The 15,583-nt window shown below is 57.4% G+C and carries 19 protein-coding genes; 9 read left to right on the top strand and 10 right to left on the bottom strand.

Features of this window, described 5'->3' with window-relative positions; translation table 11 throughout:
• Positions 1–116: 116 nt before the first annotated feature.
• The 3 genes from ACIPLA_RS09340 to ACIPLA_RS09350 are packed head-to-tail and all read right to left on the bottom strand — an operon-like array spanning position 117 to position 1,160.
• Positions 117–458 carry a hypothetical protein gene (locus ACIPLA_RS09340; protein WP_218397486.1) on the bottom strand — a complete coding sequence of 114 codons (342 nt, stop codon included), beginning with the start codon at positions 456–458 and terminating at the stop codon, positions 117–119.
• Positions 455–844, bottom strand: a complete 390-nt coding sequence (locus tag ACIPLA_RS09345) for a phage holin family protein (RefSeq protein WP_007895049.1) — start codon at positions 842–844, stop codon at positions 455–457. Before ACIPLA_RS09345 ends, ACIPLA_RS09340 begins: the two co-directional genes overlap by 4 nt.
• Position 845: 1 nt before the next feature.
• Positions 846–1,160, bottom strand: a complete 315-nt coding sequence (locus ACIPLA_RS09350; RefSeq protein ID WP_007895050.1) for a YqjD family protein — start codon at positions 1,158–1,160, stop codon at positions 846–848.
• Between the two features lie 305 nt (positions 1,161–1,465).
• Here ACIPLA_RS09350 and ACIPLA_RS09355 point away from each other — a divergent pair, with 305 nt between their 5' ends.
• Positions 1,466–2,674: an ammonium transporter gene (locus tag ACIPLA_RS09355; RefSeq protein ID WP_123497564.1), complete on the top strand. Its 1,209-nt coding sequence runs from the start codon at positions 1,466–1,468 to the stop codon at positions 2,672–2,674.
• A 1-nt stretch (position 2,675) separates the two neighbouring features.
• On the opposite strand, the gene ACIPLA_RS09360 is transcribed toward ACIPLA_RS09355, so the two are convergent.
• The gene (locus ACIPLA_RS09360; protein WP_401172997.1) at positions 2,676–4,388 is read right to left on the bottom strand and encodes a cation:proton antiporter; all 1,713 of its coding nucleotides are present in this window, start codon (positions 4,386–4,388) and stop codon (positions 2,676–2,678) included.
• Between the two features lie 207 nt (positions 4,389–4,595).
• On the opposite strand from ACIPLA_RS09360, the gene ACIPLA_RS09365 reads away from it, so the two are divergent.
• From ACIPLA_RS09365 to ACIPLA_RS09375, 3 genes are all read left to right on the top strand, one after another.
• Entirely contained in the window at positions 4,596–4,838 is a 243-nt protein-coding gene (locus ACIPLA_RS09365; protein WP_401172998.1) for a glutaredoxin family protein, read from the top strand.
• A 163-nt stretch (positions 4,839–5,001) separates the two neighbouring features.
• On the top strand, positions 5,002–5,322 hold the full coding sequence (locus ACIPLA_RS09370; RefSeq protein WP_007895054.1) for a hypothetical protein: 321 nt from the start codon (positions 5,002–5,004) through the stop codon (positions 5,320–5,322).
• A gap of 73 nt (positions 5,323–5,395) precedes the next feature.
• Positions 5,396–6,286: a pseudouridine synthase gene (locus tag ACIPLA_RS09375; protein ID WP_401172999.1), complete on the top strand. Its 891-nt coding sequence runs from the start codon at positions 5,396–5,398 to the stop codon at positions 6,284–6,286.
• Positions 6,287–6,375: 89 nt separating this feature from the next.
• Here the strand turns inward: ACIPLA_RS09375 and ACIPLA_RS09380 are convergent, their stop codons facing one another.
• Together ACIPLA_RS09380 and mobA are read right to left on the bottom strand one after the other, a co-directional pair.
• Positions 6,376–6,597: a YgdI/YgdR family lipoprotein gene (locus ACIPLA_RS09380; RefSeq protein ID WP_007895056.1), complete on the bottom strand. Its 222-nt coding sequence runs from the start codon at positions 6,595–6,597 to the stop codon at positions 6,376–6,378.
• A 76-nt stretch (positions 6,598–6,673) separates the two neighbouring features.
• Complete coding sequence (gene mobA / locus ACIPLA_RS09385; protein ID WP_218397482.1) at positions 6,674–7,276, bottom strand: molybdenum cofactor guanylyltransferase MobA; 603 nt, start codon at positions 7,274–7,276, stop codon at positions 6,674–6,676.
• Between the two features lie 81 nt (positions 7,277–7,357).
• Here mobA and moaB point away from each other — a divergent pair, with 81 nt between their 5' ends.
• Both moaB and glp read left to right on the top strand, forming a co-directional pair.
• Entirely contained in the window at positions 7,358–7,897 is a 540-nt protein-coding gene (gene moaB, locus ACIPLA_RS09390; RefSeq protein ID WP_008075630.1) for a molybdenum cofactor biosynthesis protein B, read from the top strand.
• On the top strand, positions 7,881–9,107 hold the full coding sequence (gene glp / locus ACIPLA_RS09395) for a gephyrin-like molybdotransferase Glp (RefSeq protein ID WP_401173000.1): 1,227 nt from the start codon (positions 7,881–7,883) through the stop codon (positions 9,105–9,107). Before moaB ends, glp begins: the two co-directional genes overlap by 17 nt.
• A 65-nt stretch (positions 9,108–9,172) precedes the next feature.
• Here the strand turns inward: glp and ACIPLA_RS09400 are convergent, their stop codons facing one another.
• Complete coding sequence (locus ACIPLA_RS09400; RefSeq protein ID WP_008075626.1) at positions 9,173–9,481, bottom strand: hypothetical protein; 309 nt, start codon at positions 9,479–9,481, stop codon at positions 9,173–9,175.
• 325 nt (positions 9,482–9,806) lie between these two features.
• On the opposite strand from ACIPLA_RS09400, the gene yegS reads away from it, so the two are divergent.
• Positions 9,807–10,724, top strand: a complete 918-nt coding sequence (gene yegS / locus ACIPLA_RS09405; RefSeq protein ID WP_401173001.1) for a lipid kinase YegS — start codon at positions 9,807–9,809, stop codon at positions 10,722–10,724.
• Here yegS and ACIPLA_RS09410 read toward each other — a convergent pair.
• From ACIPLA_RS09410 to ACIPLA_RS09420, 3 genes are all read right to left on the bottom strand, one after another.
• The gene (locus ACIPLA_RS09410) at positions 10,708–11,367 is read right to left on the bottom strand and encodes a response regulator transcription factor (protein WP_123497551.1); all 660 of its coding nucleotides are present in this window, start codon (positions 11,365–11,367) and stop codon (positions 10,708–10,710) included. The genes yegS and ACIPLA_RS09410 overlap by 17 nt on opposite strands.
• Positions 11,364–12,257 carry a sensor histidine kinase gene (locus ACIPLA_RS09415; RefSeq protein ID WP_401173018.1) on the bottom strand — a complete coding sequence of 298 codons (894 nt, stop codon included), beginning with the start codon at positions 12,255–12,257 and terminating at the stop codon, positions 11,364–11,366. The genes ACIPLA_RS09410 and ACIPLA_RS09415 overlap by 4 nt, the downstream gene beginning before the upstream one ends.
• 471 nt (positions 12,258–12,728) lie before the next feature.
• The gene (locus ACIPLA_RS09420) at positions 12,729–13,199 is read right to left on the bottom strand and encodes a hypothetical protein (protein WP_123497547.1); all 471 of its coding nucleotides are present in this window, start codon (positions 13,197–13,199) and stop codon (positions 12,729–12,731) included.
• Between the two features lie 463 nt (positions 13,200–13,662).
• Between ACIPLA_RS09420 and ACIPLA_RS09425 the strand changes: the two genes are divergently transcribed.
• Positions 13,663–14,598 carry a chemotaxis protein CheV gene (locus ACIPLA_RS09425; protein WP_401173002.1) on the top strand — a complete coding sequence of 312 codons (936 nt, stop codon included), beginning with the start codon at positions 13,663–13,665 and terminating at the stop codon, positions 14,596–14,598.
• A gap of 161 nt (positions 14,599–14,759) precedes the next feature.
• The gene (locus ACIPLA_RS09430) at positions 14,760–15,563 is read left to right on the top strand and encodes an MOSC domain-containing protein (RefSeq protein ID WP_218397473.1); all 804 of its coding nucleotides are present in this window, start codon (positions 14,760–14,762) and stop codon (positions 15,561–15,563) included.
• The last annotated feature ends 20 nt before the right edge of the window (positions 15,564–15,583 follow it).

Genomic DNA, 15,583 nt, shown 5'->3' on the forward strand with positions numbered 1-15,583 from the left:
CCTTAGTAAGGTTTTGTTCCGGGTAAACCTGGACACCAAGCAGGCACGCAGGACTAACCTCTCGATAAAGAGGTTAATCCTGGTGGTGTTGCAAGAATGCAGCCAAACAGGACTGATTAGTGTTTGCGCGAAGAGTTCTGCATGATCAGCTTGATCAGTGGCCCCAGCGTGACGCCCAGGCGAGCCAGCCGGGTCAGGCTGCCGATACCTCCACCCTTGGCACCCTTGCCGGTCAGAAAGCCCAACCCGATCACGGCCGCGATGCCCCAGAGCGGGGCGTGTTTGATGCCGAGACCGTCTTGCAGGTTTTGCGTCATGCCACGCACCCGTTGCAAGGGATGCAGCAGCTGTTGGGATTCGTGGCGAATTTCCTGGCGATGCATTTCCATGCGCAGGCGAATCAGCGCCTTGCGCATTTCCGTGCGCGAGCTGTTGCGGGGAAGTTCAGACAGGCTCATGGCAACAGACGCTCCCGATCATTGGCCAACTCTTCCAGGGTGCCGTGGAAGGGCGAGGATTCATCGAAAATCGCTGCTCTCAAGCGCATCGCACAGAACAACGCGGCGAGGGTATAGAACACACAGAGCCCGATGATTGCTGCCAGGCGATAGGTGTCCCAAAACAGGATCAACACCAGCGTCGACAAGCCCACCAGCAATAACAAGGCAAAGACCAGCGTCAGGCCTGCAAACAACAACAGGCTTACCGTGCGTGCTTTTTGTTCCTGCAATTCAATGCCAAACAGTTCGACATGACTGTGCAGCAGTCCAAGAAACGCGGCACCGAGGCGCCGCGGGGATGAGCCGGTGCCCGTCGCGGACGGGCCGGATTCGCCGATCGCCATATTAGCGCCGAGTGGCCAGCAGGCCGATCAGGAAGCCCACGCCAGCCGCGATTCCGACCGATTGCCATGGGTTGGCCTGGACGTAATCTTCCGTGGCGGTGACAGCGGCTTTGCCGCGCTCGCGCACAGAGTCTTCGGTCAATTTCAGGGTTTCCCGCGCGCGCAGCAGACTGTCATGGATCTGCTGGCGCAACTCATCGGCTTGATCGCCAGCCAGGGATTTGGTGTGTTCCAGCAACCTTTCAGTGTCGGTGACCAGTGTCTGAAAATCTTCCATCAGAACTTCTTGAGCAGTCTTTGCTGTGGTGCGTGCCATTGGTGATCTCCGTGAGTGGCTTCTGAAGCGTTCGAGTATGAGCCTTGCGTGAAGGTTCAGTACAAATGACTGGTACAACTTTTGCTATGTCGTGGTGCGTCAGCCTGCGCCGTTGCGCTGTTGCTGGGCATGATTTAAGGAAAACCTTAACTCAAATAATCAAAACTCGCGCAAAGGTTCCGTTCTTGTGCGCCAAAGCGGTTCATCCGGATCAGCGGTTCAGTCTGGATCGGCTGCAACTTGGTGCGCCAGCCTTCTGCGCGAACTGCTTTGGTGCTTTTTTCAGCCTTCAGGTCTGCCAATCCATGGAAAATCTGCAAAGTGCTGTGGACAGTCTGGTCCATAGCTCCAACACGTTGTTCATCCTTATCGGTGCGGTCATGGTCCTGGCCATGCACGCCGGTTTCGCCTTTCTCGAGGTGGGTACGGTTCGACAAAAAAACCAGGTCAACGCCTTGTCGAAGATCCTCAGCGACTTCGCCATTTCGACCCTGGCCTACTTCTTTATAGGCTATTGGATTTCCTACGGAGTCACTTTCATGCAGCCGGCGGCGGTGATTACTGCCGATCATGGCTATGGGCTGGTGAAGTTTTTCTTTCTGCTGACCTTTGCTGCGGCGATACCGGCAATCATTTCCGGAGGCATCGCCGAGCGCGCCCGGTTCGTCCCGCAGTTGTGTGCGACGGCGCTGATCGTGGCGTTCATCTATCCCTTCTTCGAAGGCATGATCTGGAATGGCAACTTCGGTCTGCAAGCCTGGTTGCTGGAACGCTTCGGTGCCAGTTTCCATGACTTCGCAGGGTCTGTGGTGGTTCACGCCATGGGTGGCTGGCTGGCACTCGCGGCGGTGTTGTTGCTCGGCCCAAGGCAAGGTCGTTATCGCGATGGACGACTGGTGGCATTCGCACCGTCGAGCATTCCCTTTCTGGCGTTGGGTTCCTGGATTCTGATCGTTGGCTGGTTCGGCTTCAACGTAATGAGCGCTCAAACACTGCAAGGGGTCAGCGGGCTGGTCGCGGTGAATTCGTTGATGGCCATGGTCGGCGGCACCGTGGCGGCGTTGATTGTCGGGCGCAATGACCCGGGCTTCCTGCATAACGGCCCATTGGCCGGACTGGTGGCGATCTGCGCCGGATCGGATCTGATGCACCCGGTGGGCGCGTTGGTGACCGGTGCCATCGCCGGGGCACTGTTTGTCTGGTGCTTTACCGCCGCCCAAGGCAAATGGCATATCGATGATGTGCTGGGCGTCTGGCCTCTGCATGGACTGTGTGGTGTCTGGGGCGGGATCGCTTGCGGCATCTTTGGTCAAACCGCCTTGGGTGGTTTGGGGGGCGTGAACCTGATCAGTCAGTTGATCGGCACTTCTCTGGGTGTGATCGTGGCGCTTGCCGGCGGTTTTGCGGTGTATGGCGTAATCAAGGCGTTCCATGGTCTGCGCCTGAGCCAGGAAGAGGAGTATTACGGCGCGGACTTGTCGGTGCACAAGATCGGTGCCGTGAGCCAGGATTGAATCAGCGTTCCTCATCGTCGGCACCGGGGTAAAAGCCGTGCAGCAGGCGATAGCGGTCACGCCGTACCTGGTCGACCCGGTCTCGCACCTGCTGGCCGGGTATGCCCAGCATGATCAGCGCGTGGGAGACGAGCATCAGGCTCGACTCCAGCAACTCGGGTACGACTTCGCTGGCACCGGCCGCCTTCAACTCGGCCAACTGACTGTCGTCCCGTGTGCGCACCAGGATCGATACACTCGGGTTGAACCGGCGTGCCTCCTTGAGTATCAACAGTGCGATGTCCGTCTGATCCACGGCGACCACCAATAGTCTGGCGCGTTCCAGCCCTATCGCCACCAGCAGTTCGCCGCGACGTGAATCGCCGTAATGAACGCAGCTTTCATTGACGGCTGCTTCCTGAACCCGCACCGGGTCGGTATCCAGCGCAATGTACGGTTGATCTACATTACGCAGGACGCGCCCGATGGACTGACCTACGCGGCCATACCCACAGATCACTACGTGATTGTGCAAGCCTGCGTTGAGTGCACTGATTTTTTCGAGTTCGGCTTCTTCGTTGGGCTTGTGGTGCAGGCGTGTGGCAATGTGGGGAGCGGCGCGCAGCAGTAAAGGCGTCACCAGCATCGAGCAGAACGTGGCAGCCAGCAGCAGGCCACCGAAGTCGGCGGGCATCAGTTTGTTCTGCTGCATTTGCGTCATCAGGGCAAAACAGAATTCACCGCCTTGAGCCAAGGCCAGGCCGCTGCGCCAGGCGGTTTCGACATCGCTGCCGCGCCATTTGACCAGCAGCGCGACCACGGTGCCTTTGATCAGCAGTAATCCCAGCGTCAGTCCGAGAATCAGCAAGCCGTGGCTGGCAAACAAGCGCAAGTCGATCAACATGCCGATGCTGACGAAGAATACCCCGAGCAGAATGTCGCGAAACGGACGGATGTCCGCCTCGATCTGATGTCGGTAGTGGCTTTCCCCCAGTAGCATGCCAGCGAGAAAGGCGCCCAGGGCTGGGGAGAGGCCGAGCAGGTGGGTCAGCCAGGCCGTCAGCAGAACGATCACCAGTGCCAACAGCACGAACAGCTCAGCGGACCGGGACGCGGCGACTTCATGAAACAGCCGTGGCAAAAACCAGCGACTGACCAGCAGCAGGCCGACGAACAGCACGACAGTCTTGCCCAGCGTCAATGGCAGAGCCCAATACCAAACCTGGTCGCTATTACCGGCGAACACCGGGACCAGAGTCAGTAGCAAAACAGCGACCACGTCCTGGAACAACAGCACGGCGATGGCATTCTGGCCGTGGCGGCTGAAAAGCTCACCGAGGCTGCTTAACTCCTTGCTGACAATGGCGGTGGACGACAGCGCCAAACCGGCACCGAGTAACAATGCCGGCGTGGTTGGCATGCCGAACAGCATCAGCAACACCCCCAGCGCGACCCCGGAAACCAGCACTTGCAGGCTGCCCAGGCCAAACACCACTTGGCGCAGTGCGAGCATTTTCGACAGGGAAAATTCAAGCCCGAGAGAAAACAGCAGGAACACCACGCCCAACTCGGCAAGGTCGGGCAACTCTTCGCTTTCATTCACCCAGTCGAACGCGGTCGGTCCGATCATCAGCCCTACGCACAGGTAACCCAGCACCGGTGGCAAGCGCAGGCGCTGGAACAGCGCAATCACTACCAAAGAGGCGGTGAAGATGATCAACAGATTGGCGAACACAAAAAACTCCGGTGAGGGTTCTGGCTACTCAAGCGTAGAAGTAAAAAGGACGCGAGCATCGCGCAAATGGCCGTTAAGGCGAATGATGTGCGTCAGGAGTTTGCCGAAATCTCTTGAAATGCCATTGCTCAGACAGATAGGGCATCGGCTCGACTGCTTTTGATCGCGGGCCTAGAATGAGCGCTTACTTCGATGGGTCTTGTCGTCATGCCTCCTGAATGTCAGTTGTTCGGCACCGTTGGTTGCCATCTTTGTGAAGTCGCCGAAGCCATGCTGATGGAGTTTGTCGAGCGTGGTCTGTTGGTGGAACTGGTGGATATCGCTGACGACGAAACGTGGTTCGAAGCCTACAGTCTGCGTATCCCAGTGTTGCGACGGGTCGATACCGGCGCAGAGCTGAGCTGGCCGTTCAGTGCCGATGAAGTGGTGGCGTTCCTGCGCGAACCCTGACGCTGCTGGCGATGCGCCCCACCTGTCGCGATCCTCGTTTCATCCCTTGGCCAAAGGTAGGTTATTCGGTTACTGTATGTTCATACAGTAACTCCGATTGCCTGCCATGCTTTCCCCGGTTTCGGGTTTACGCAGGCGATCCCGGACGTCAGAGGGATGAACCTTGGTCAATGTCGAGCAATTGAAGAACAGCGTGAACCGGATGTCGGCGGACGTGGTGCGCGAGGCTGTCCTCGAACTGCGTTTGGATGGTCTGGTCACGGAGGGGAAAACACCCTTCAACAAATTGCATTTCAATACCTGTTTCGCCGAAATCGAAGCCTTGTTCCAGCGTGCGGGCTACCACCGGCAGCTGGATGTCGTGGGCTATCAGGGGTTGTTGTATGCGCTTTATGATCCGGGGCGCTGGGAAGCGGTCGATGTGCTGCGCTGGCTCAAGGAGTTCACCGAAGCGGCCGCTCGCACACAGTCGATACCGGCCTGAGGATTCTCTTCTAGGTTCGTTCCGGCCACTGTTGGATAATGCCGCTCTGTATTGAGGGGTTAGAGCTTTTCGTATGTCCACTTCATCTTTTTCTGCCGCACACAACCAGGCCAGCACGCTCTATCTGCCGCCGGGGACGTGGCAGACCGTCCTCGATTGCCTGTGCGAACACTTCAGCGCCATCGGTCGTGAACAATGGCTGGACAGAATTGCTCGCGGTCGTGTCCTTGATGGGCAAGGCCTGCCGATCCCCCTGGACCTGCCTTACAAGGAAGGTCTGCGGATTCATTATTTCCGTGAGGTGCCGGACGAAAAACCGATCCCGGTGGTGGAGTCGATCCTCTATGCCGACGAGCATCTGGTGGTGGCGGACAAACCACACTTTCTGCCCGTGACTCCGGCGGGCGAATACGTGGAGCAGACATTGCTGCGGCGGCTGATCCGTCGCCTGGATAACCCGCATCTGGTGCCTTTGCATCGCATTGACCGGCATACGGCGGGGCTGGTGCTGTTTTCAGCCAACCCTCAGAGTCGGTCGGCGTATCAATCCTTGTTTCCTGCACGCCAGATCGAAAAGCGCTATGAAGCAATCGCCCGGGCATTGCCGGAACACTCCTTCCCGCTGGTTCATAAAAGTCGACTTATCGATGGCGAGCCGTTTTTTCGCATGCAAGAAGGTCCGGGAGTCAGCAATACCGAGACGGCTGTCGAGGTCAGGGAAAAAAACGGTGAACTCTGGCGTTATGCGCTGTACCCGGTGACGGGCAAGAAACATCAGTTGCGAGTTCACATGACAGCCCTAGGGGCCAGCATCTGCAATGATCCGTTCTATCCGCAGGTGCTCAAGGACGTAGAAGATGACTATGCCAACCCCTTGAAGCTGTTGGCCCAGGGGCTGCGATTTGTCGATCCGGTCACGGGGCAGGAAAGAGAATTCGAAAGCACCATCACCTTGCAGTGGTGATCACAGGGCTAACGACCCTGCTTTTCTTCAGCCACGAAAAAGCCCGCTTTAAAAGCGGGCTTTTCTGTATCTGGTTGTCGCCGTAAAGATTACAGATCTTTAACAGTACGGACCTGATCTTTGTTGACGCGGGTGTGCTTGCCATCCAGTTGTTCGAATTCGTAAAAGCCCGATTCTTCATCGTACTTAGGCGCGTCGACGGCCTGGATTTCTCGACCGTCATTCAAGGTGATCACTGTAGGCGATGCGCAACCGGCGAGGGTGGCAAGGCCCAGTGCGAGCATGAAAGTGGCGAGGGTCCGTTGAGTCATGGGTGTGTCTCCGAATGGGGATTCTTTTGGTTGCTGAGCTTGAGACGTATACAACGCGCGCAAGTTCCTTCGCGTGTCAGTCTGACACAGTGTGGTGTGTGCTTAACAGTTCCGGCGTATTGAGATTGGCCAGACGGGGGTCGTTATCCGGGCATTGCAGGGCTGTGGCGCCCAGCTTGCGCATAAGGCGGCCCGGGCTGCGCTCGCCTTCGTTCCAGGCGGTTTCGAAAGCCGCTGAAAGGGCGACGGGAATCATGCACAGCAAGGGTTCCCAGTGTTCGCCATGGCGCAGCATCAGCGGTTTGTCCGGATGCTGTCCGGCGGTTTCACGCATGTCCTGGAGCAGCGCGGCATCGATGCGTGGTACATCGCAGGGCAGCACCAGTAGGTGAGTATGGCGGGCGGCTCTCAAGCCTGCGCGAATACCCGCCAACGGCCCCGGAAAGTCGCCTTCGTCGTCATGGACCAACTGATCCGCATAAGGCGCATATTTTTCCAGGTTTCTGTTGCAGGAGATGATCAGGTCATCACTCAGCGGGCGCGTCTTGCGGTGCAGATGCGCGATCAGCGGTTCGCCGTGCCAATCCAGCAATCCCTTGTCCTGACCGCCCATGCGTTGGCCGCGACCGCCGGCCAGGAGCAGAATGGAGCAAGGTGCCAGAGGTGTATTCGAGGTCATTACACTTCTCCATGAGGGCGGCGAAAAAATGAGGCGCTGTGATATAACACCGGGCTGTTTCTCCTACAACTGGACGAGCCTATGAAAGCCAAGGCTGATGTACCTTTCGCACCGCTCAACATCGCGGTGCTGACTGTCAGCGATACCCGTACCCTGGAAACCGATACCTCAGGCCAGGTCTTCGTCGACCGTTTGAGCGCTGCCGGACATAACCTGGCGGCCCGTGTATTGCTTAAAGATGACCTCTACAAAATTCGCGCGCAAGTCGCCAACTGGATTGCTGATGAGGTCGTGCAAGTGGTGCTGATCACCGGCGGTACCGGGTTCACCGGTCGCGACAGCACGCCCGAAGCCGTGAGTTGCCTGCTGGATAAACAGGTCGATGGTTTTGGTGAATTGTTCCGGCAGATATCGGTAGCGGATATCGGCACATCGACGGTTCAGTCCCGGGCTTTGGCCGGTCTGGCAAATGGCACGCTGGTGTGCTGCTTGCCGGGCTCGACCAACGCGGTGCGCACCGGTTGGGACGGCATTCTCGCCGAGCAACTGGATTCTCGTCACCGTCCGTGCAATTTCGTGGCTCATCTGAAACAGGCGGCACCCTGTGAAACCCGTGGGTAAGCCAGGCAAGACTGGCAGTCTGATGGCTGTCGAGGTGGCACTGGCGCGTTTACTGGGAATGGCCGACGCCTCGAAGATTCGTGAGCACGAACGCTTGCCGTTGGCGCAGGTTCAGGGGCGTGTACTGGCCGCTGACCTGGTCTCGACACTTGATTTGCCGCCTTGGCCCAACAGTGCCATGGACGGTTATGCCTTGCGCCTGGCCGACTGGACGGGAGAGCCGTTGGTGGTCAGTCAGAAGATTTTTGCAGGCCAGGCCCCGGAGCCCTTGAAACCAGGTACTTGTGCGCGGATCTTCACTGGCGCGCCTGTGCCCGCCGGTGCCGACTGTGTCGAGATGCAGGAGAACGCCGAGGCTCAGGCGGATGAGCGGGTACGTTTCACCGAAACCATGACCCCAGGAAAGAACATCCGTCCACAAGGTCAGGAAGCCACCGTCGGTGAGCTGATCCTGCCCGCCGGAACGCGTCTGGGGTCTATTGAGCAGGGGCTGGCGGCATCACTGGGATGCGCTGAGCTGGACGTGGTTCGTAAGGTTCGTGTTGCGGTCTTGTCTACCGGTGATGAGTTGATTGAGCCTGGTCAGGCCCTTGGGCCAGGACAGATCTACAACAGTAATCGAGTGTTGCTTTGCAGCTGGTTGCAGCGGTTGGGTTGTGAGGTGATCGATGCCGGTATTCTTCCCGATGATTTAGCGACCACTCGTGCCCGCCTCGGTGAGTTGAAGGATGTCGACCTGATTCTCTCGACTGGTGGCGTATCGGTGGGAGAGGCCGACTTTCTGGGCATTGCCTTGCGGGAAGAGGGCGAATTGACGCTGTGGAAGCTTGCCATCAAACCAGGCAAACCGCTGACGTTCGGGCATTTTCGCGGCGTGCCTGTGATCGGTTTACCCGGCAATCCGGCGTCTACCCTGGTGACTTTTGCTCTGTTGGCAAGGCCCTACCTTTTGCGCCGCCAAGGCGTGAAAGAAGTCGAGCCCCTGAAGTTTCAGGTGCCGGCAGGATTCGTCTGGCCAAAGGCGGGTAACCGACGTGAGTACTTGCGCGGACGTCTGGAGAATGGCCGGGCAATCATCTACAGGAATCAGAGCTCTGGCGTACTGCGCAGTGCTGCCTGGGCTGACGGTCTGGTTGAGGTGCTGGAGGACCGTACGCTGATCGAGGGTGATTGGGTGAGCTTCATCCCGCTGAGTGAAGTCTTGAGCTGATACAGGCACTGGTTTTGCCCCGCAAGCCCGGTTGATCGCAACGGGCTTGCGTGCGTGACCATTTCTTAATGTGCCAGAAGTGTCACGACTTGATCGAAGCGGCTGTTGGCGATCCAGGCCAGAAGTCCCAGGATCACGGCTGTTGCGCCAGCTGAATAGGCAAGCCTGTGTTTGATGGATTTGACGTCACCCCGGACTTCATCCATGTCTCTGCGGATGTACTTGAGGTGTGTCTCCAGTTCAATGACGCGAGGTTCCATGTCCACTTCTCCGGCGTGCTTTGCGCTGTTTTTGAGTTCAGCCTGATGATTGGCGCGATTTTCTGCGAACGGCGCGACCGGGGTTACCGGTAGTCTGAGGTCATGGCTTTGCATGGACTAACTGGCTCCTTGCGTTAAAACCATTCAGGTGATCGATGCCGTTGTTGCTTGCGCTTTTTGAGGCCCTTAAGGGGGTTTCATTCATTGTTTTCACATCCCTGTGTAAATTAAACGGGTAATCACTGATAACAGAGACCCAACGGTGTACCAATTGTTCGGATGGGTCAATTGAGCCGATTCCTCATGTTTTGTACGAAAAAATACCGCTCTGTAGGACTCACGTTTCCTTCCCTTGGAAATAATTGAAATCCAGTCGACTTTTATCAGGGGCTGCGAGGTCAACATATTCCATGGAATTGCGGATAGGGGAGTGGCAAAAATGAGCGAGCGCAAGGCACTGTTGATTCTGCATGGCAAGCAGGCACTCAATGAGGAGGTCCGTGCAGCCGTCGAAGGCAAGCGCCAGCAGGGCTGGAAACTGGCTGTTCGACTGACCTGGGAGGCCGGTGATGCGCAGCGGTTGGTGGAAGAAGCGCTGACGGCAGGCTATACGCAACTGATTGCCGGCGGCGGCGACGGTACCTTGCGTGACATCGCTGAAGCCATGGCGGCGCATTCGACGCAGGCCAGTCTGGTACTTTTGCCCTTGGGCACCGCCAATGATTTTGCGCGTGCTGCCGGTGTGCCTCTGGAGCCCGCTCAGGCGTTGGATCTTCTGGAGGCTGTCCCGCGAACCATTGATCTGGGGGAAGTCGGCGGTCAGGTTTTCCTGAACATGGCCACTGGCGGCTTTGGCAGTCAGGTCACGGCCAATACCTCCGAAGATCTGAAAAAAATTCTTGGCGGCGCCGCTTATCTCTTCACGGGTTTATCGCGCTTCAGTGAGTTGCATGCGGCCTATGGCGAGTTGCAGGGGCCAGATTTTCACTGGCGCGGCGAATTGTTGGCATTGGGCATTGGCAATGGCCGACAGGCTGGCGGTGGTCATGTGTTGTGCCCGCTGGCGCTGGCTGACGATGGTCTGCTGGATATCAGCATTTTGCCCGCGCCACAGGAAGTGGTCGGTACCTTGAAAGATTTGCTGGCCGATGGCTTCGGCATCGACAACATGTTCGTACGAGCTCGCTTGCCATGGGTGGAGATCAAAGTCTCGGAGGGCCTTTATATCAACCTTGATGGTGAGCCTCTGGAGGGCGACAGTCTGCGTTTCTCGGCGCGCCCGGCGGCATTGCGTGTGCATTTGCCCGAAGGCTCGCCGCTGCTGAGCGTCTCGAATCCAGTTAATCGTCCAGACTGATGATTTGCTCGCGCACGGCGAACAGCACCAGGCCGGCCACATCGTAGATCTGCAAGCGTTTCATGATCTGCGAGCGGTGGGTTTCGACAGTCTTGATGCTCAGAGCCAGGCCATTGGCGATTTCCCGGGTGGATTTTCCGCGAACAATCAGTCGCAGGATTTCCAGCTGACGTGCCGTCAGGTTGTGCGAGTCCTGGGTTTGCGCCTGATTTTTCTGCGCTCGAGTCAGCGCCTGGTTGATGACTGTATGGGCAATGGCCGGGCTCAGATAGCGTTCGTTATTGCGCAAGGCATCCAGCGCATGTTCGAGTTCGGTGGCCGTGGTGTCCTTGAGCAGGTAGCCATGAGCCCCTGATTCCAGGGCCTGCATGATAAGCGCCGGGTCGGTGTGCATCGACAGGATGAGCACTTTGCACTGCGGGCGTACGCGCTTGAGTCGCTGCAAGGCTTCAAGACCACCGGTTTCCTTCATGGAAATATCCAGCAGAATGATGTCCGGGGACAGCTGCTCGACCATCTCGACTAACAGCGAGCCGTCATTGGCCTCCCCGATTACCGCATAGCCGGGAATATCCAGCACCAGGGCGCGCACGCCAGCCCTGATAAGCGAGTGGTCATCCACCAGAAGTAAGTTACAAGTCAATGCATAACCTTATTCGTACTGGCCCGTTCTAGCGCACGGGGCGCCCAGGGGAAGAGTGCTTCGATTTGAGTGCCTTTGCCCGGCTCACTGGTCACGGTCAGTGTGCCACCTAACTGATCGATCCGTTCCGACATCCCGGCCATTCCGCGTTGCCCCTCGCGAGCGGGATCTGCCGCTGGCGCGAAACCCAGGCCGTCGTCGCTGATCAACAACGTCAGGCCTTGGGGCAGGCGTTGCAGGCGGACCAACAAATTACTGGCCTCGGCGTGACGCAGTATATTGGTAACCGCTTCTTGGGTGATGCGAAAAGCTGCCACCGCCATTTCCTCCGGTATGCCCGTCAGGCGTTGATGGCATTCCAGGCTCCAGTGCACGGAGGTATTGGCCAGGGTCCTGAGTAAATGTGCTCGCAGGCTGGCTTCCAGCCCGAGACTGGCCAGTTGCCGCGGATTCAGGATGGCCGACACATCTCGCACCTTGGTGAGTGTTTCGTCCAGCGTTTCGCACAGTACCGAACACTGACCCTGCAGTTCTTCGGGCATTCGACGTTTGAGCCATTCACTTTGAAGTTTCGCGGCGGTCAGCAATTGACCGATGTCATCATGCAGTTCCCGACTGAGCCGATGGCGTTCGTTTTCCTGCACTTGCAGCAGACGGTCAGCCAGTTCTTGAGGTTGAAACTTTATCGATTTGCGCGAAAGGCAATGTCCCACCCAGACACAGGTCAGCGCTGCACTATTGAGCACCAGCAGACTCAACGGCACAGACATGGACAAGCTGTAGACCAGCAGGCTGCCAAGCGTCGAACAGATACACAGAAAAAGCGTAAACCGGCGCGCGTTTTTTCGGGAGGGTGGCCACAGGGTAATTGACTTGAGGCTGGCGTACATAGCGGATGGAGCCAATAGATGTTCGCTGCGGGCAGACCGGCCACAAGGGCTGACGGGTCTCTGGGTGGAAATCGTTGTGTGAAGTCGCCTTCATGGCTGTGGTGCAGTGCTGGAAATGCAGCCTTCAGGGGGCTTGGCTGGATCACTTTGCCATTAATTGGCGTCAACTAATGGTCGGCATACTACCACTTAACATACCGTTGGTCGCGTTCGGTATATAGCTCTATATAATCAAAATACAGTTTTTGGACGATGGTTCCATAATGGAAAAACTTTCGATTGTTGTCGTCGGAAGATATCGATTGCCAGGCATTTTGTTTTTATTGCCAGGCACTATCTGAAGTCGAGACAGGGATAACTATCTCGAACTGTCTTCGACGCAATGACCCATTCAATTGCGGCATGAGCGCATCAAGTTATAGGGCGGCGTCATGGCAATAGAAAAGCACAACACGGCCAGGGCTGATGTTTTTAAGCTTGCCGTTCCGAAAACGAAACCAACCTGAAGGGTCTGGCATGGCTGGGCGGCTGAAACTGACTTTGTCCCACTTGAAACGCAAACGCTTCTATCAGTGAGGTCTGTTCAGTGTCATCGAGACCGAGTTGGCCGGTAGTCTGATCGATAAGTTCGAGTTGCCAGGCCAATAATGTGAAGCAGTCCTTGAGCGCGTCCAGGGCTTGATCGTGCAGGTCCATGTGGTTCTGCGCGCAGCTCAGTAATCCATGAATATGCAGCGAGAACTCCGAGACCGCCGCCAGTGCCAAGGCATCGGCCTTGCTGGACAGCTTGAGAAGGGTGCTGAGCATGCAATCGATGGCGTCCTTGTCATTGCTGATCAGTTGCAAATGACTCAGGCATTCCTCGGATTTGGCCAAGAGTGTTTCAGCCTCAACGAGAAATTCCGGAAATCGCTGAGCCCACTCTTTGGTGTCGTTCGGCATGCTTATCTCCACAACGTCGTGTCAGATGAGGGAATGTCGTGTGTGCCGACGAGAACCATATGTGTCCCCGCGCTGCCAAGCCTTCGTGATATCGCGCTCCGGCAGGTTTGAGCGCCGGCAGGGGAACTCGAGAGGGTGGATGGCCACTGACCTGCAATCGCACACAAAAGCCTGACTCCATTCATGCAATGAGAATGGCGTCACATTAATGGCTATTGGATATTGCGAATATCAGGTTGGGCCTGATTGTTACTAGGGGAATCCCTTACGCAGGGGAACCTAACGTGCAAACCGAGGTCGCGCCGCAGGGAAGGAAGCAGATGAAAATCACGGAGCCAGTAAAGCATGATGTTAATGTGACATCAATGCCTGAGCCTGGCATTTTGTCTGGGGGTCAAGGTCCGGCAAAAACAGCCGATAACTCCCTTTAGTGAATTCATCAGAACAAGCCCAGGAGTCATTAATGGCCGGCATTCTCGACACGGTAGACCAACGCACGCAACTAGTGGGTGAGAATCGCCTGGAAATTCTCATGTTTCGGCTGGCCGGACGGCAATTGTTTGCGATCAACGTCTTCAAGGTTCAGGAAGTGCTTCAGCTGCCGAAGCTAACCCTGATGCCGCAACGCCATCCCTTTGTTTGCGGCGTGGTCAACCTGCGTGGCCAGACGCTGCCGGTGATCGACCTGTCCCAGGCCATCGGCATGCGCCCGTTGGTGCCAAGTCCCACCAGTACCATTATTGTCACCGAGTACAACCGCTCGGTGCAGGCGTTTCTGGTCGGTGGCGTGGACCGCATCGTCAACATGAACTGGGAAGCCATTTTGCCGCCGCCGGCCAGTGCCGGTCGCCAGCATTACCTGACCGCCATCAGCAAGGTCGATGATCAGTTGGTGGAAATCATCGACGTCGAGAAAGTCCTGGCCGAGATCGTTCCGTACAACGCCAAGGTATCGCGCGACAAACTCGACGATCCGGTGCTGGAGCGTGCCCGTGGCCGTGAAGTGCTGCTGGTGGATGACTCTAACGTGGCCTTGTCGCAGTTGCGCGACACCTTGGGCCAATTGGGCGTGAAGATGCACATTGCCAGCGATGGTTTGAAGGCGCTGAACATGCTCAAGGCCTGGGCCGATACGGGCGAAGTCATGACCGACAAGCTGCTGATGATCTTCACCGATGCGGAAATGCCGGAGATGGACGGCTATCGCCTGACCACCGAAATCCGTAACGACCCCCGTTTGCGCCGGCTTTATGTGGTCTTGCACACCTCGCTGTCGGGCAGCTTCAACGACTCGATGGTGAAGAAGGTCGGCTGCGACAACTTCCTCTCCAAATTCCAGCCCGACAAACTCGTCGACGTGGTGCGCCAGCGCCTTATGCTCGACGCAATACCTGCCTGAATCGGAACGTAGGAGCCAGGCTTGCCGGCGAAGGCGTCCTTAAGAGTGCTTTCGCCGGCAAGCCTGGCTCCTACGAAAAGCGGGCAAGCGCTCTCAATAGGGCTTTGATTCGGCCATCAAGCTCGTATAGGGTGGCGTTTTTACCCACCAGGGAGTTGGCCATGCGTCTGAGCGCGCTTTATCGTTTTCCATTGAAATCCGGCAAGGGCGAGCCCCTCAATCAGGTCAGCCTGGACAAGCTGGGACTGGACGGTGATCGACGCTGGATGCTGGTGGACGAAGCCAGTGGGCGCTTTCTGACCCAGCGCGCGGTCGCCAAAATGAGTCAGCTGTCGGCGTTGTGGAATGCCGGCGGCGGCTTGACCCTCAGTGCCCCGGGTCATTCACCGATCGATATTGCGTTGCCTGACGGCGAGGCCGATCTGCGCGGGGTGACCATCTGGCGCGACACCTTGCGCGTCCCCGATGCCGGCGATGCGGCGGGTGCCTGGGTCAGTGAGTTCATCGGCAAGCCAACGCGTCTGGTGCAAGTGCCGCTTGATCGCGCGCGGACCACCCAGGCCGGCTATGGCAAGGACGATGATCAGGTGGCGTTTGCCGATGGCTTTCCGTTATTGCTGATTGGTCAGGCGTCGCTGGAAGACTTGTCGAGCAAGGTCGGGCGGCCGCTGGAGATGTTGCGTTTCCGGCCCAATCTGGTGATCGAGGGCAGTGAAGCGTATGCCGAAGATAGCTGGAAACGCATCCGCATTGGCGATGTCGAGTTCCGCGTGGTCAAGTCCTGCTCACGCTGCATTCTGACCACCATCGACCCGCAGACCGGCGAACGCAGCGAAGATCGTGAACCGCTGGCCACATTGCAGAAATACCGCACCGAGGCCGACGGCGCGATGTTCGGGCAGAATCTGGTCAACGACGGCAATGGCCGGCTTGAAGTCGGCATGCCCGTGACGATTCTCGAATAAAAGCCCTTCAAAATAAAAAA

The sequence above is a fragment of the Pseudomonas sp. NPDC086112 genome, from assembly GCF_044746425.1.
In the GTDB taxonomy this organism is placed as follows: Bacteria; Pseudomonadota; Gammaproteobacteria; order Pseudomonadales; family Pseudomonadaceae; genus Aquipseudomonas.

Bases quoted from the DNA above. Each gene is read 5' to 3' on its own strand.
- ACIPLA_RS09340 (WP_218397486.1), bottom strand. From the start codon at position 458: ATGAGCCTGTCTGAACTTCCCCGCAACAGCTCGCGCACGGAAATGCGC.
- ACIPLA_RS09345 (WP_007895049.1), bottom strand. From the start codon at position 844: ATGGCGATCGGCGAATCCGGCCCGTCCGCGACGGGCACCGGCTCATCC.
- ACIPLA_RS09350 (WP_007895050.1), bottom strand. From the start codon at position 1,160: ATGGCACGCACCACAGCAAAGACTGCTCAAGAAGTTCTGATGGAAGAT.
- ACIPLA_RS09355 (WP_123497564.1), top strand. From the start codon at position 1,466: ATGGAAAATCTGCAAAGTGCTGTGGACAGTCTGGTCCATAGCTCCAAC.
- ACIPLA_RS09365 (WP_401172998.1), top strand. From the start codon at position 4,596: ATGCCTCCTGAATGTCAGTTGTTCGGCACCGTTGGTTGCCATCTTTGT.
- ACIPLA_RS09375 (WP_401172999.1), top strand. From the start codon at position 5,396: ATGTCCACTTCATCTTTTTCTGCCGCACACAACCAGGCCAGCACGCTC.
- ACIPLA_RS09380 (WP_007895056.1), bottom strand. From the start codon at position 6,597: ATGACTCAACGGACCCTCGCCACTTTCATGCTCGCACTGGGCCTTGCC.
- mobA (WP_218397482.1), bottom strand. From the start codon at position 7,276: ATGACCTCGAATACACCTCTGGCACCTTGCTCCATTCTGCTCCTGGCC.
- moaB (WP_008075630.1), top strand. From the start codon at position 7,358: ATGAAAGCCAAGGCTGATGTACCTTTCGCACCGCTCAACATCGCGGTG.
- ACIPLA_RS09400 (WP_008075626.1), bottom strand. From the start codon at position 9,481: ATGCAAAGCCATGACCTCAGACTACCGGTAACCCCGGTCGCGCCGTTC.
- yegS (WP_401173001.1), top strand. From the start codon at position 9,807: ATGAGCGAGCGCAAGGCACTGTTGATTCTGCATGGCAAGCAGGCACTC.
- ACIPLA_RS09415 (WP_401173018.1), bottom strand. From the start codon at position 12,257: ATGTACGCCAGCCTCAAGTCAATTACCCTGTGGCCACCCTCCCGAAAA.
- ACIPLA_RS09420 (WP_123497547.1), bottom strand. From the start codon at position 13,199: ATGCCGAACGACACCAAAGAGTGGGCTCAGCGATTTCCGGAATTTCTC.
- ACIPLA_RS09425 (WP_401173002.1), top strand. From the start codon at position 13,663: ATGGCCGGCATTCTCGACACGGTAGACCAACGCACGCAACTAGTGGGT.
- ACIPLA_RS09430 (WP_218397473.1), top strand. From the start codon at position 14,760: ATGCGTCTGAGCGCGCTTTATCGTTTTCCATTGAAATCCGGCAAGGGC.